This window comes from Gaetbulibacter aestuarii, assembly GCF_039537665.1.
In the GTDB taxonomy this organism is placed as follows: Bacteria; Bacteroidota; Bacteroidia; order Flavobacteriales; family Flavobacteriaceae; genus Gaetbulibacter_A; species Gaetbulibacter_A aestuarii.
The window spans coordinates 359,463-374,769 of sequence record NZ_BAABAY010000001.1; the positions used below are offsets into that span (position 1 = coordinate 359,463).

The 15,307-nt window shown below is 37.9% G+C and carries 13 protein-coding genes; 1 reads left to right on the plus strand and 12 read right to left on the minus strand.

Annotation, left to right across the window (positions count from 1 at the left end; all coding sequences use genetic code 11):
* The first annotated feature begins 103 nt into the window (after positions 1-103).
* Positions 104-370: a helix-turn-helix domain-containing protein gene (locus ABD682_RS01515; RefSeq protein ID WP_344738254.1), complete on the plus strand. Its 267-nt coding sequence runs from the start codon at positions 104-106 to the stop codon at positions 368-370.
* On the opposite strand, the gene ABD682_RS01520 is transcribed toward ABD682_RS01515, so the two are convergent.
* The 12 genes from ABD682_RS01520 to sov form a co-directional block, all read right to left on the minus strand.
* Positions 362-904 (minus strand): DUF420 domain-containing protein, encoded by a 543-nt coding sequence (locus tag ABD682_RS01520; RefSeq protein WP_344738256.1) that lies wholly within the window; start codon positions 902-904, stop codon positions 362-364. The genes ABD682_RS01515 and ABD682_RS01520 overlap by 9 nt on opposite strands.
* The gene (locus ABD682_RS01525; protein WP_344738258.1) at positions 897-1,640 is read right to left on the minus strand and encodes an SCO family protein; all 744 of its coding nucleotides are present in this window, start codon (positions 1,638-1,640) and stop codon (positions 897-899) included. Before ABD682_RS01525 ends, ABD682_RS01520 begins: the two co-directional genes overlap by 8 nt.
* 3 nt (positions 1,641-1,643) lie before the next feature.
* Entirely contained in the window at positions 1,644-2,351 is a 708-nt protein-coding gene (locus ABD682_RS01530) for a hypothetical protein (RefSeq protein WP_344738260.1), read from the minus strand.
* 89 nt (positions 2,352-2,440) lie between these two features.
* On the minus strand, positions 2,441-2,821 hold the full coding sequence (locus ABD682_RS01535; RefSeq protein WP_344738262.1) for a cytochrome C oxidase subunit IV family protein: 381 nt from the start codon (positions 2,819-2,821) through the stop codon (positions 2,441-2,443).
* A 21-nt stretch (positions 2,822-2,842) separates the two neighbouring features.
* Entirely contained in the window at positions 2,843-3,826 is a 984-nt protein-coding gene (locus ABD682_RS01540; RefSeq protein ID WP_344738264.1) for a cytochrome c oxidase subunit 3, read from the minus strand.
* Positions 3,827-3,878: 52 nt separating this feature from the next.
* Positions 3,879-4,460, minus strand: coding sequence for a cytochrome c oxidase subunit 3 (locus tag ABD682_RS01545; protein WP_344738266.1), 582 nt, complete (start codon positions 4,458-4,460; stop codon positions 3,879-3,881).
* Between the two features lie 2 nt (positions 4,461-4,462).
* Positions 4,463-5,356 carry a heme o synthase gene (gene cyoE, locus ABD682_RS01550; RefSeq protein ID WP_344738268.1) on the minus strand — a complete coding sequence of 298 codons (894 nt, stop codon included), beginning with the start codon at positions 5,354-5,356 and terminating at the stop codon, positions 4,463-4,465.
* Positions 5,357-5,538: 182 nt separating this feature from the next.
* A complete protein-coding gene (locus ABD682_RS01555; RefSeq protein WP_344738270.1) occupies positions 5,539-6,321 on the minus strand; it encodes an energy transducer TonB in 783 nt (260 codons plus the stop codon).
* Positions 6,322-6,504: 183 nt separating this feature from the next.
* The gene (locus ABD682_RS01560; RefSeq protein ID WP_344738272.1) at positions 6,505-7,227 is read right to left on the minus strand and encodes an energy transducer TonB; all 723 of its coding nucleotides are present in this window, start codon (positions 7,225-7,227) and stop codon (positions 6,505-6,507) included.
* Between the two features lie 58 nt (positions 7,228-7,285).
* Entirely contained in the window at positions 7,286-7,663 is a 378-nt protein-coding gene (locus ABD682_RS01565) for a VanZ family protein (protein WP_344738274.1), read from the minus strand.
* The gene (gcvH, locus tag ABD682_RS01570; RefSeq protein ID WP_344738276.1) at positions 7,656-8,036 is read right to left on the minus strand and encodes a glycine cleavage system protein GcvH; all 381 of its coding nucleotides are present in this window, start codon (positions 8,034-8,036) and stop codon (positions 7,656-7,658) included. Before gcvH ends, ABD682_RS01565 begins: the two co-directional genes overlap by 8 nt.
* A 66-nt stretch (positions 8,037-8,102) precedes the next feature.
* Positions 8,103-15,302, minus strand: a complete 7,200-nt coding sequence (gene sov, locus ABD682_RS01575) for a T9SS outer membrane translocon Sov/SprA (protein WP_344738278.1) — start codon at positions 15,300-15,302, stop codon at positions 8,103-8,105.
* Positions 15,303-15,307 lie beyond the last annotated feature (5 nt).

Sequence of the window (15,307 nt, forward strand, 5' to 3'; positions counted from 1 at the left end):
ATCGGCAAAAGTTACTGTATATTAGATATTTACGTCAATTTTTTTTGTACCTTACTTTACCAAATTTATCATAAACCTAATGTTTAATCAAAATTAACGAACAGTGAAACAATTACCTCAAGAGGCTATATTGAAATCGCTAGGACAGAGCATCAGGGCCGTACGGCTCGAGAAAAAACTGAAACAAAACGAAGTTGCAAAACGCTGTGGTTTTTTCAAAAGTGGTTATAATGCTATAGAGTCCGGACATCGTAATGTGTCACTATTAACGCTTTACAAAGTGGCCTTTGTACTGGAAACACCTATTTCAAACTTTTTCAGTAACAAAGAATTTTACACTTTTTTAAAAAAGTTTGGAGACTCAAAATGACGTGGAATAATAGGGCGAAATTAAAATATACACTAATACTCCGGTAACCGCTACATACAACCAAAGCGGAAAGGTAATTTTTGCTATTTTTTTATGCTTTTCAAAATTGTTCGTGATTGCTCGCACATAGGTAAGTAACACAAACGGTATTACCGCAATAGACAATAAAATGTGCGTTATTAAGATGAAAAAATAAATGTATCTGAGCACGCCCTCACCGCCATATTTCGTAGAATCACTCGTCATGTGATATGCCACATACATTACTAAAAATGCCACCGATAAAGCAATAGCAAATTTCATTAAACGCCTATGAAGCGTTATTTTATTATTTCGGATAGCCATAAAGGCCAGAACTAATACCAGAGCCGTTGCGGCATTGATAGATGCATAAATTGGCGGCAGAAAAACGGGTAAATCAACATCGATTCGAACACCAAATAAAATGGCTACAACTAATGGAATAGCTATTGATAAGAGAACAATTACCTTGTTGTATTTCTCATCATTCTCGGTTTTAATGATTTTATTCATTCAGTAGTTTTTTTATGTCTTCTTTTAAAGCACTTATTTGCTCTGTGGAGCCGGTTTCATCTACTTTTTCATCTTCTGAAGTAATGCCACGGTAATATATGATGGGATTACCAAATTCATCTTTTCTGCAACGCACAAAACCTTCCTTATCAATTAACGCAAAGTTACCGGAGTGTTCAAAACCTCCTGCTATATTTGGGTTTTCGCCGGCATAAATATTAAAACCTTCATTGGCTAATTTATAAATGGAATCTTTTTCTCCGGTGAGTAAGTTCCAGTTCGGGTTGGTAATTCCATATTGATCTGCGTATTCTTTAAGTACTTCCGGCGTATCGTGTTCCGGATTAATAGTAAAAGAAGCTACACCGAAATTCTTAAAACCTTTAAAACTATTTTGAACCTGAACCAGGTTTCGATTCATCTTTGGACATATACTGGGGCACGTTGTGAAGAAAAATTCTATCACATAAACCTTACCCAAATAATCTTCATTCGTAATGGTCTTCCCGTTTTGGTTTGTAAACGAAAAGGGAGGAACTTTTCTGGCTTTTCCATTGATCTCAACATACGACAGATCAGATTTAGCTTTATGTTCATTTGAATAATCTGTTCTGCTTTCCTTTCGGGTGACATCATCATTTGAAATTCTTTTCACGATCTCAGGAATAAAAATGATTCCAAAAACCAAGATAATGAAGGCAATTCCGATATAGGAATAATTTGTTTTTTTTGACATGTCTTATTTTTTTAAATCGTTAGCACGGCGAATTTCAGAATTGAATTCACCTTTACGTTTCTGACGGTATTCGGTAAATAGAATACGCATGTCGTCACTCATTTTATTTTTAATATCTGCTACTTCTATACCATTGTAGCCTGAAAGTCCATAAAGGGGCTTGTTTTGCTTCATTTCTCTATCTGTCCGATCATCTATCCGGCCGCGTTGGTTGAGATCGCGATCAATAATAAACACATCATCCAGGGACAGATCCGGCTGAAGGTCAGTTTCACTTTTAAGACTAAGATAAAAATTTCGAATGGTTTCAGGATTTCCAAAAGCGAAATGCCAGTACTTTAAATTTTCGTACGAGCTAATTTCTCTCCGTACATCTTCAATTTGATTTTCCGTTCCCTCAGGCGCTAAAAAAATCACCTGAAAGCTTTTGAAACCTTTGAATTTCTCATACACCAGCTCTTTTACATTTAAGGCGAGCATGTTGTTATCAACAGGATCACTACCTAAAAATCCTATAACGGTAATGTGGCCTTTTAATTCTACAGGACTATCGTCATCAGAGGTAAAACCATGCAATTCCCTAACTTGAGTATTAACAATATCAAGCGGCGTGTAGTTATGCGTAGCGGGATATAAAAGCAGTAAAAACGTAACCGGAAGAAAAAATAAAATTCCTAGAATGATATATCTGCCAAGCTTTTTATTCTTCATATAAACGGCCCATTTTTTTTCAATGCAAAAATAAAAAAAGACGGCCTAATTGAACCGTCTTTTGTGTTATATTTTGTCCTAACAAGATGTTAAAAATCATGTGTTATATAGCCTTCATCCCAAACTTTGAAAATATAACCACCTTCCTGTAGTAAGATGAAAACAAGGTAAATGATCAAAAATACTGCAGTCCATATCACCATGCGTCTTAAAGCTTTGGTTTCATCTCTCATGTGCATGAAATCCCAGGTAATATAGTATGCTTTTACAATAGTTAAGGCAATGAATATCCAGTTTAATAATTTCATCCCCAGGAATAAACCCATTAAAGAGTCCGGTTTGTAAATACCAAGAGTAACCTCTATAGCTGTAACAATAGATAAGAAGATTAAAACACCCCAGATCTTTTGTGTATTGGACTTGAATTTTAGTAGTCCTCTAAAAATTTCTAATTTATGTTCGTGTGCCATGTTTTTTGCTATTATCCGAAATTAAACAAGATAGAAGAAGGTAAATACGAATACCCAAACTAAATCTACAAAGTGCCAATATAATCCAACCTTTTCAACCATTTCATAGCTCTTACGTTTTTCGTAAGTACCTAAAACCACGTTAAAAAAGATAATAATGTTGATTACCACTCCTGAAAATACGTGGAATCCGTGGAATCCGGTTATAAAGAAGAAGAAATCTGCAAATAAAGGTGAACCATATTCATTGTGGTAAAGGTTAGCTCCTTCAACGACACCTTTTCCATTTTCTTTAACCATTTTTAATGATTCTGCTCTGGAGAGCACCACTTTAGAATGGCCTTTATCTGTTAATTCCTGAGTTCTTACTAAAATATCAGGATGAGCTTCTAAACCTTCAATAACCTCGCTTAACGTGTAAGTAGGTAAAGAGCCTTCAGACATAAACCAAAGTCCGTCTTGTCTATCAAGGCGTTCCCGAGGTGAATCTTTTGCCACAACAAAATCACTTAAAGCCAGACGATCACCTTCGGTATTGACGAATTGTAAAATGTTACCACTTCGAGTTTCCACCGCACCATGATCTCCCTTAATGAATGTAGACCATTCCCACGCTTGAGAACCTACGAAGATTAAACCACCAATAATGGTTAAGAATAGATAGAATGTTACTTTAGCCTTGTTCAAGTGGTGTCCTGCATCTACAGCTAATACCATAGTTACGGAAGACATTATTAAAATGAAGGTCATAAAGGCCACGTAGATCATGGGGTGTTCCTGTCCGTGAAAAAACGGAACGTGGGTAAACACCTCATCTGGTATGGGCCAGGCATCAATAAATTTAAATCTTGAAAAGCCATACGCTGCTAAAAATCCGGAAAAGGTTAATGCATCAGAAACGATAAAAAACCACATCATCATCTTACCGTAACTGGCATGTAGCGGCTGATTTCCGCCACCCCAGGTTTTGCCTTCTGTTCCAGTATTTAAAACTGTAGTACTCATATTGAAAGGTTGTAAGTTGTAATTAAAAGTTGCACAAAAATAATCATTTTATTTATCTAAAGAAATATAAAAACAAAAAGAGGTATAACCACAGGATATCAACGAAATGCCAAAAGGTTGCTGCAAGTTCAAAACCAAGCATTTTCGTTGGTTGATACTTTTGTTTAAAATGATTATAAATTACTACCAATAAACAAATTAAACCAACAATCACGTGCAAGATATGCACCATAGCGATCAAATACACATAAGACATGGTTACGTTACTGGTAGGACCCGTAAAATTATATCCTGCATTAATTATTTCAGAAAAACCCCGGAATTGATTTACAATAAAGAATATTCCTAAAACAAAAGTTACAAGTAATAAAAGCGTTGTTTGTTGCCTTTTACCTTGTTTCATTAAACGTTGTGCCAAAAATAAAGTAAGACTACTCGTTAAAATAAGTACGGTACTAATTATAAAGGCATCAGGTAATTGAAAATCATTTAACCAGTCGGGGCGCGTGCTGCTAACCACGTATGCACTCGTCCATCCGGCAAAGGACATGACCAATGAAATAATCCCAAACCAGAGCATCATCTTTTTTGCTCTGTTGTGTTTTTCCTCTTGAGTTCCTTGTGTTAAATCCATAATCAACTTAAAAATTTATCGGCTACATAAACAATCTGAACCAGGGTAATGTATGATACACTAACCAGCATTAATTGTTTCGCAGCTTTTTCAGTCATTTTATTAAATAATTGAATCGCGTAATACAGCATGCCCAAACCAAGTGCAAATACAACAATTACGGCAGGAATAGAAAGGTGGAGTTTTCCGGTGAAACCGAACGCCGGGAGAATTGAAACGAGGATCGTCCAAATGGTATACATCATCACCTGAACTGCTGTACCCTTGTCTTGCTTTCCGGTTGGTAACATAAAAAAGCCTCCTTTCTTATAGTCTTCAAACAAAAACCAGCCAATCGCCCAAAAATGTGGAAATTGCCAGAAAAATTGGAGCGCAAATAGGGTTCCGGGTTCAATACCAAAATCATTTGTTGCCGCTACCCAACCAAGCATAAAAGGAATGGCTCCCGGAATGGCACCCACAAAAACCGCTAATGGCGTGATGGTTTTTAAGGGCGTGTAAACACAGGTGTACAAAAATATTGAAATAGCCCCAAACATGGCGGTTTGCTTATTGATGGTATACAAAATGGCTACACCTGCTATAGTGAATAAAGTAGCAATGATAAAAGCTGTAGTAACCGACATACGACCTGCGGGAATAGGTCGGTTCTTGGTACGATCCATTTTGGCATCCAGATCTTTTTCAATGATCTGATTAAACGCATTAGAAGCGCCTACCATAAAATAACCCCCTAGCGCTAAAAGTATCAAGGTTTTCATATTCACCACGTCAACTCCTAGAAGATATCCGGCCAACGATGAGAACACCACACTAATAGCCAGGCGCATCTTTGTTATTTCTTTAAAATCGTAAATTAAAGACGGATTCTCTATGCTCGTTCTTGATCTACCCAAATCAGTGTTTACTAAGGCGTTTTTGTATTGCGAGTGCAAAGATACTTCATTACAGTAATTTGACCAATGCAAATGCTTTATAAATCCTTCGAATTTAGTTAAAGTTTTGTTTTAAAACAGAAATTAAAAAACCATTACACCCAACAGGAATAATGGTTTTTAATTAAATGTTTTATTTGTCTCTAATTCTGAACTTGAAAAACAATAGGTAACGCATAAACAACCCCTACATTAGTGTCGCGTTGTTTCCCTGGTTGCATATCAGGAATAAGTTGAATAACACGTTCTGCCTCTTTTTCGAGATCAGGATGTGGGGCACGAGTTTTTATACTGGTTACATGACCCGTTTTATCGATAGTGAATTGCGTATAAATTACTTGTCGCCCTGAAAGTCCCCTGCCTTCAGCTAAATCTGTGTCAAATTTTTTCTGAACTAGTCTGGTGATTTTATCCGACATACATTGGCGGCGACCCGCGTTTGTGGATTCCTTTTCACAACCCGGGTAAACAGGAACTTGTTGAACACTGATAAAAGGAACATCAACAGGGTCGGTAGGTTCTTTCTCTAATCCATCAAGGTTAGGTTCTGCAATAGGGCCTTCAGGTTCCGGATCTAAAACAGGCGGTGTATCAGTTGCGGTATTTTTAGGTTCCGTTGTAAAATGAGTCGACTTTTTAGGTTCTTCTTTTTTGGACATCTCCATTTTTGGTTGCTTCTTTTCAATAATAACGGTTGGCATAATGGTATAATCCGGTTCAACAGTATCATAATTAATTATGGTTTCGGGAGTTTTAGTTTCAAACCGCATTTCTAAAAGTCCGAAGGTCATGAGCAAGCAAAGGATCAATCCTATTTGAAAATAGAGCGTACTGTTTTTTTGTAAATTTACATCGTGCTTTTGTGAACGTGTTACAGTTTCATCACTTTGCCGAGTGATGTCGTAACCATTGTTTTGTTTTTTCATAATATTTGAAGATTATTTGTTAATATTTTGATAAAACCACAACAAGCATACCAAAAAGGAATCCCGCTACAGTTTGTAACGGGATTTCTCACTTTAAATACAAATTCTCTAAAAATAAGCCAAAAAAATAACCCCGAAGCCGAACTCCGGGGTTATCTATAGAATTCAGTCTATTCAGTCTATTTAATCTTGAACCTGGAATACAATTGGTAAAGAGTACGGTACAGTTACCGCCTTACCACGTTGTTTACCCGGCTTCATTTTAGGAAGCATGTTAATAACACGTGCTGCCTCTTTTTCTAATCCGGGGTGTGGTGCTCTTGAACGCACACCGGTTACATTTCCGTTTTTATCAATTTTGAAAATTACGTTGATTCTTTGTCTACCCGTTAAACCTAAATCACTTGCTAATTCTGTATTAAAGTTTCTGGTAACGAATTTTTGAATCTTTTCAGACATACATTGCTTTTTAGCATTGTTGCCTTGTTCGTTTTCACAACCTGGGAAAACCGGTACATTTTCAATTACTGCAAAGGGAACCTCAACGTCTTCCTCTACTTCATCTACTTGTACATCCTCTACATCAACGATCTCAGTTTCCTGATCTGCTTCTGTAGACTCGATTACGGTTTCTTCCACATCCTGATCATCTTCAACAACCTCGATTACTTCCGGAGCTGCCGGTGGTGGTGGCGGTGGTGGAGGGGTTTGTAATTGTTCTGTAATTGGCACATCCTCTTCATCCAGTTGGTCCATGTTCACTTGTCCAATATCGATATTGGACTTATCATATGTTTTGTAATTGATGGCGTAATTCGTTATGAATAACATTAACGCTAAACCAATTGCAAAATATAGCGAACTGTTACGTCCAACATTTGCTTTCGGGTTTTTCTTAGGTTCCATATTATATCGTTTATCAAGATTGCTAATTTAACTATTTATTTACTAAAAAAGCAAGAGATTATATCTTTTTAACTTGTTTTTTAGCTTTTACTTTCATTATAAATGCTGTAAGCAAAGCGCCTAAAGTATTTGCAAGAGCATCATAAATTTCAAAGGCTCTGTAATCCGTTAATACCTTCTGTAATACTTCAATAATTATACCAAAAATAATTGCTCCAAGAACTGCTATGGTGAGCGCTTTGTTTCGATCTAAATTGAAATATCTAAAACACGTGTAAAACCATAACATACTCAAAACAACATAGGCGCAAAAGTGAAAGATCTTATCACCAAAGTCAACGCCCAAATCGGGTACGTTGGTTAAACGCATTAAACTTACCGATAGTAAAGCTATGGTATAGCTTAAGGTAAAAACAAAGAGGCCTTTGTTAAGCACCTACAAGTTCTTTGTAGGCATCAGCAGAAAGCAGATTATCTACCTCAGAAGCATCGGAAAACTTCACCTTAATCATCCAGCCTTCACCGTAAGGATCTGTGTTTACCTTTTCAGGTTCATCCTCCAATAATTCATTAAAAGCCGTAATTTCTCCTGAAAGTGGTAAAAATAGATCAGAAACTGTTTTTACCGCCTCAACAGTACCAAAAATTTCTTCGGCATCTAAGGTTTCATCTACAGTTTCTACTTCAACATAAACGATATCACCCAATTCACTTTGAGCAAAATCGGTAATACCTATAGTGGCTACATCGCCTTCAATTTTAACCCATTCGTGGTCTTTGGTATATTTTAAATCTGCTGGTATTGTCATGTTATTCTAAATAAAAAGTTATTGGCAAATGTATCTATTCAAAACTTAAATTCAAATAGAATATGTTTAATTACCAAAATTATATCTCAAGGTAATTCCAGACCTGATTGTTGTAAGTGGGAAAGCCGTAGAAATAGCGTATTCTGAGAAGGAATAATCAAAATAAAAAATACCTGTTAAATTTTTGCTGAAGGCATAATCTGCAGAATATTTCAAACCCCAAATGGTTTGTCCGGAGGTCACCTGATTATTCTCCAAATCCAAATACCTGATGATCGTCTTATTTTCCCGAACAGAAATATCAGCTTTCATATTCAAATCACTTACAATCCGTTTTTGAGGTCCGGCAAGTTTTGAACGAATCCGCAGGTCTTTAATACGATAACCCAAGCCCAACGTATATTCATTACCCAATACTTCAGTAAGTAAATTGTTATCAAAACTAAGTGAAAGCATGCGGTCTTTTTTAATTTCCGCCAGGATCTTCACAGAGTTTTTCATTTCCATATCAATTCGCATCAGAGGACTAAATGTTTCCACCAGATTGATATTTGTGAATAACCTTTCATTCTTATAATTTCCGGATTGATCCAATACATTGTTAGGCTGATTATCATAAGCTACCGAAAAATCTATAGGATTATAATTTAGATTGGATTGGTATTGATTTATGGTGTATGTGGAACGATAACCGTGCGTTAACGAGAACCTTTTAAAACGTTTTTTAAACCAATTGAATCTCATGAATCCGGTATATTTCAAATCCCAGTTTGGGATAGGAACATTCCTGAAAGCTCCAAGATTAACCTGTCCGGCATCTTGCCCGGTATATGCGGCAAGGAACGCAGGCAATAACACCGCCTGATTGGTTTTACCAAAACCTTTAGGGAACCCGTCGGCATCTACATCGTTAATATCGGCACCGTTTTTGGCCGCCAAACGACGCGCCACGGTTAAACGGTTAGCTCTAAACGAATCAAAAGCATCGCTTGATGTTTCATCACTTTTACTAAAAGCTGTTTTTATCAATACCGTTGAAATATTAAAATTACCAAAGGTGTTTGGGGTTAATGATTGGTACTGATATGTTCCACCTACATTGTTTACGCGGTAATTCTCTGTATAATTTTCGTAATAGGCACGATTGCCAACAAGATCGATTTTCAGATCCTGAACCGGCTGTAGGTTTGCCGAAAAGTCGAATTGCTTGGTATTTGTTGCGGAATATTGTTGATTGAATTCCGGGAACAAAGTAAGCCAGCCTTTTCTGGCCGCCAGATATCGGACGTCTGTCTGACTACCAAAGGTATATCCCAGAGTTGGTTTTAAAGTACCTATAAATCCCGGAGATTGTGTATAACCCGGTAAATAGGTTCCGCTATTCTCAGAATAATTTAATTGAATTCTTTTTATACTGGTTAAAACATCAATACCCGCATTAAGTATTTTGGTTCCCGTACCATTTGAGGTTTTGGTGGATTGAACTTCTTTTGAATCACCGTCCTTTGATTTTACACTAACACGACGCGTGGGCTTTTTCACCAAACCAATCGTGCGATAAAAACGGTTCATGTCCAGCGAGGTATTGAAATTATGGGTGTTGGCATTTTGAATCGTGTGTCCCAGATCGTAGGTCTGACCGTCAAACTCTAAATTACCGTAAAGATCAGAACCTTTTTGCCATTGGAAACTACCGCTGTACTGGTATGTTGCATTACTAATAAAATTGAATATCGGGATCTTGGCAATAGGAATTTGATACGTTATTCCCAGATTTTGCGATTGTCGGTTAGGATCTCCAAAATCAAAGAAACCATCCCAAATATCCAAATCCGGGTCTTGTTCTCCATTTATAATATTGTCCTTAAAGTAATTTCTAACGATATTATTATTAGATGCGGTGAAGTTCAATTGTAAGGCTTCAGTGATATTATAATTGATCGTGTATTGCATATTGAAGGTGTAGTTCCTTCTGAATAATTCATCAATACCTATATTATCTCCACCAAGATCAATTTCACGGAATTTCTGCTTGTTGAACTGTCTTTTCAGATCGGTATTTACGGTAAAGCTTGTAGGCAGTAAATTAAGGTTGAAATCTTTTAATAAACGCCAATATTTTCCATTAAAAATAGAATCGTTCTTTCTAAAAGGAGCAATGGTAACCGGACTGAAATTATGGGCATAATTTGCCCCTAATCGCACATTCTGATCCAATGAATTTTGGATCTCGAAATCACGATGCTCTACTTTATTATAAGAGTAATTGAAAGTGAAATTCTCTACATCATAAAAGCGTGCCTTCTTTTCCGTGGTCCTGTTCTTTCTTACACCAATAAAATTTATGCTTTGCCTTTTCGTATAATCTTCTGAGTTCTGCCTGATCGTTTCTTTTTCCTGCACTGAATTAGCAGCATCCAGACGCGATTGTAAGGTAAGGTCTTTATAGAACTGATCGTATTTAGGCGTTACGAGTTCTTCACTCTGTGCGTAGTTGAAAGGTATTTGCAAGCCCCATTTCTTAGGAAGCAACTGTCCTAAATTTAGATTCGTTACAACATCATATTGTTTTACATCTTCTAAGCTTCGCTGACTAGGGCCTTGTTCCAAAGATCCAAACCCGGAAGTACTTTGACGTCCTGTAGCGCTAATATTGGCAAAATCTGCAATATTCGAATCCATACTCACTACAGCGGCCCAGCCACCCTGATTATCCATATCAGATAAGCGTAATTCGTTAAACCATACCTCTCCGCAAATATCATTTCTATTAGTGGCATTCTTAACACCTATCATGAGCGTTCGAACATCACCAAAATTCGGATTACCTTTTACACCAATACGATGTCGACCGGCCACATAACCCTCATACTGAGTCCCGGAAATTGGTACGGGTTTTCCATCAATCACATCATAAAAGGTAGGTTCTTCATTTGTTAAAGTTCCATCGGAAATCCCCATAGCTTTAATTTCAGCTAGCAAATCAATTGGTAAATTAAATTCATTGGCTTCCGGCCACAGGCCTTCACGGGAAGTAGATGTCGAAACCTGCAACGGCAGTTCAATTTGATAATAGTTGTTATTCAGATCGTTCCCTAAACGGATAAAACCAACCAGCTCATCACTACCCAAAGTTCCTTGTTCACCCGATTGCGCATGCATGAACATACGGAGGCGTTTAAACTGACGCATATCGATACTGATATTCTTGAACACGCCTTTAGCATCCTGGCTCTCCAAATTACAAACCTTTACAACCAAAGATTGTTCATTTTGATCTACAACCGTGTTATTGTTATACAGTTGCTCCGGTTCAATTCCCGGTGGTCGTTGGTAACTTCCTTCATTTTCCAAAGTTCCAATAACCCCAACGGAGAAATCGGTTTCTGGATCGGTTGGTGTGGGATCGTTCTTATCCAGAGCCTGAGTATAACGACGCCAATCGCTGCGCACCAGATCCAATGTTCCAAAACGAAAAACTGTAGGTTGAACAAAGTCTTTTAAATAAATTCGAGTAAACCGAACGGATCTTAAATCGCTGATACCGCCAACAGCTTTTACATGGCTCCCCTGTACAGGAATTCTGAACTGATACCAACGTACATTTCGGGTTTCGCCATTTGGTAAGGCACGAGGGCGTTCCTTGTAGTCGCGAAGGAATTCTTTTATAGGGTTACTATCAGGAAGATTTTCAAAATCGGCCTGAGATGTTGGTAAATTCTGAGGATTCAAATCCAATTCATATTCAAAATAACTATCAATGGTATTCATGGTGTTATCCCGGTTAATATCCTCCACATCGGGTTGGGTGTTAGCACCACGGTCCGTGTTCGAGAAAGTATCCGGTGTGTTCCCTTCTACACCATTATATTTTTTGTATCGTTGGAAAATATTTCCTGTGGCATTCAAGAAGTACTGGTAATCGTCATTTGATGGGTCAGGTCCAAAATTTGCACCAAATTGGGCAGCTTCTTCCGCATCGTTGTAACCATCATAACCTACATCCTGGTTTACACGCTCTTGTCCGGTAGTATCAAAGGCATAAATAAGAGATTGATTTTGAGGTACTACAGTTCCCCAGGAGGTTACAGGGAGCAAACTAACATCGCCATCTTTAGGCAAACCATTTTCGTATAGTTTACGACCGTCTTTGATAATATCTTCTGAAATATTTCCTAGATCGAAAATCAATTTTCCTCCGGGATTGCTTGGATTATCCTGGAACGGATCCTGTAACCAGAAGTCGATGTACTCAACATTTTGTTGTTCAAAATCGGTGGACGTTATCTGACGTGTAATACCAGCCCAGCTATCTTCCGGATTATCCAAAATACCATCGGCTGCTGAAGGATCGTAGTTGTAAGGCCCGCGCTCTTCAGGATAATAAGCAAGATCTAAAGTGAATAATACCGAGTTTTGACCTTGCACAAGATCACGTTCCGGGAAAAGTTCATTAATAAATACCCTACTGGTATATAAACTTGAAAGATCTTCATCAGTAATATCACTTGGACGTCGGCTTGTGTAAAATATAGGATCGATAGAATACCAGTTCAACATGGCACGTTGATATCCATTTTGAATACCGTTGTCATCAGCATTGGGATTAATATCCAGATCGATACCAACCGGTCTACTTGATAGCGACCAGGCCTGTTGCGAGCGCAGATCGATACCATTTTGAGAGCCTTCAAAATCATCAATATATGAGGTTGCTTCACCGTTGAAATTTGTGCCTTTCGGTGCTCCGGGCGACAGATATGCAAATTCACCTCGTAAGGATAAATTCGATGGCACATCGGTATCAATATTGGGTAATTTATTTACGAGTCTCGTTAAAAAAGGCACTTCGGTAGAAAAGTTGCCATTCAACCCAAAAATGGTATTATTTATAGGTTCTGTGCCGTAGTTTGCTTTTTGTGTTATTGGGCGTTCGTTCAAATTTAAAAGCGTCCCCCCAAGCACAAAATTATCGTTGAATTTATGTTCTACATTCAATCCGGTAAAGCGCCGGGTTTGTTGACCAAATACCGCATTGTTCTCAGTAGAAACCTGAATAGGTGTGTTCGAAGCTTTCAAAGCTTCATCCAGGATCTCCACAGTCCCTTGTGTGTAGTTCACCACGTAATCAACACCTTCAACCAAAACACGTCCACCTGCCGTAACACGCACGGATCCTCGCGGTACATTAAAACTTCCTATCGGAATACCATTACCTCCTGTATTCTTATAACGCCCTTTAAGTTTGAATTTATTTTTTTCAGCTTCCTCTAAGGCTGCCGTTTTTGTACTACTATACAATGTCTCATAAACATATTTCTTCTGATTGTCGTTGTAACTTGTGGGATCGTCATAAGTTCCGCCTCCACCTAAAATATCGTAGAGATATTTACCAAAGGGTTCGACATTCGGAAAAATAATTTTACCTGTTTGTGGTAAAATGGTAATGCCCGGCACAAAGTCGAAAAAGCCATCACCTCGCGCTTGCGGATCATTATTGAAATTTAATTTATCTAAATTGAATACCCGGAGTAAAGGCGAATTCTGTATGCGATCATTCTCCGGAGTAGTTCCAGTAACAGGATTGCCATTAATATCCAACGGAAAATCACTGTTTACCGGTGAAATAAAGTTTAAAGGAGAGGCTTCGTTATAGAAAATATTGAGTTTAAAGTCGTCTTGAGAAACATTATACGAACCGGTGTCATAAATATTTTTCATCATCAGATCCCAGATCGGAAGGTCTACATTCGTTACGCTACTCTTTAAAAGTTTTAATACTAAATTAGAGTTAATTACCTGCGTTACCTGTCCGGAAGTATTCGTGCTTACCTGGGTCGCATCTACACCATCGTTCGCAAATTCACCCACTTGATACACCTGACCGCCTACCGTATATTGGAAAGCAACGGCCAAAACCTCATCATTGTTCAACCGTTGATTAAGGGAAATATATCCCAAGTCCCGGTTTAACACATATTCCTGACCTTCAGTTAACTTTCTAGCATTTTCAAGACTGGCGTAATCATAGCCTTCGTTAACATTAGGGACTAAAATCCCCGATTTAACGGTTGCCACATCCCGAATGGCATCGGTAATTTGTGATCCCGCTCCACCAATATTAGTCGGGTCATAACCGTTGTTTTCATTCGCAGGAAAAGCTCCAGGTGCCCCTGTAACGTTCACTGCTGAGTAAGCTTTGTCGGTTTCACCAAGATCTTGCAGTCCAACAATGTTCCTTACGTTATCAGTCCGATTACTTCGGTTGGTTACCCAAACTTCTATACGCGTAATTTGCAATCCTTTATTATTGATGAAAGGATAACTTTTTAAAGCTTCATCATAGTGATCCCGAAAGTATTGTGCTAGAAAGAAATGACGATTTTCATCGTAATCCCGAACAAAAAGTTCAAACTCTTCCAGGGTTCCGCCGCCCTGAGCGACTACCGTGTTGGACTGTGATTTTTGTTCTGAGAACACACCGGTAACCGTAGTTTTACCAAACTGCAATTGAGTTTTCACCCCAAATAAACTTTGCGCACCACTTATCAGGGAACTATTTAATGGCATACTTACATTACCAACTTCGATTTTTTGAATGATATCATCTTCTGTAGGTGTGTATTCTAATTTGATCAGATTCTGAAAATCGAAAGTGGATTGTGTATCGTAATTCGCTGTAATTTGCAGGCGTGTTCCCACCTTACCGATCATACTTAAACTAATACGCTGATCGAAATCAAAACTAAAATTACTACGATTTCGAGGTGAGAATGACGGGTTATCTTGTTTTGAGAACAACACACCCAAATCCATTTCTACAGATCCTTGCGGAATGATCTCAATGGTATTTCCACCAAACACGGATTCAAAAAAAGAGGAATTTACATAGAACTCCGGAAGTAGGTTCTTTTGAGCATCATCGGCACCCTCCTTTTTACCATCGTAGGCAGATAATTTTTGTTTGTAGTATGAACTTAGACTTTGTTTGGCTACAAGGTCGTAATATTCTTTTGGCGTAAGAATTACGGGATATCTGATATCAAATTCACCTACCTTTTCGGTGTAAATATATCTATTGGTAACCGGATCATAAGTGTATTTTGATTCAATGCTTTTGGGATCAGGGGTTTTAATGCTTCCCTGAGTATAACCAGACCGAATAGAATCCTGCTGCCCAAAACTCAGGGCTGAATAAAAAAAGACGAAACAAATAAACGTAAGTTGTTTCGCTAATTTACATGCATTCCGGTTGGTTATTTTCAAAATAA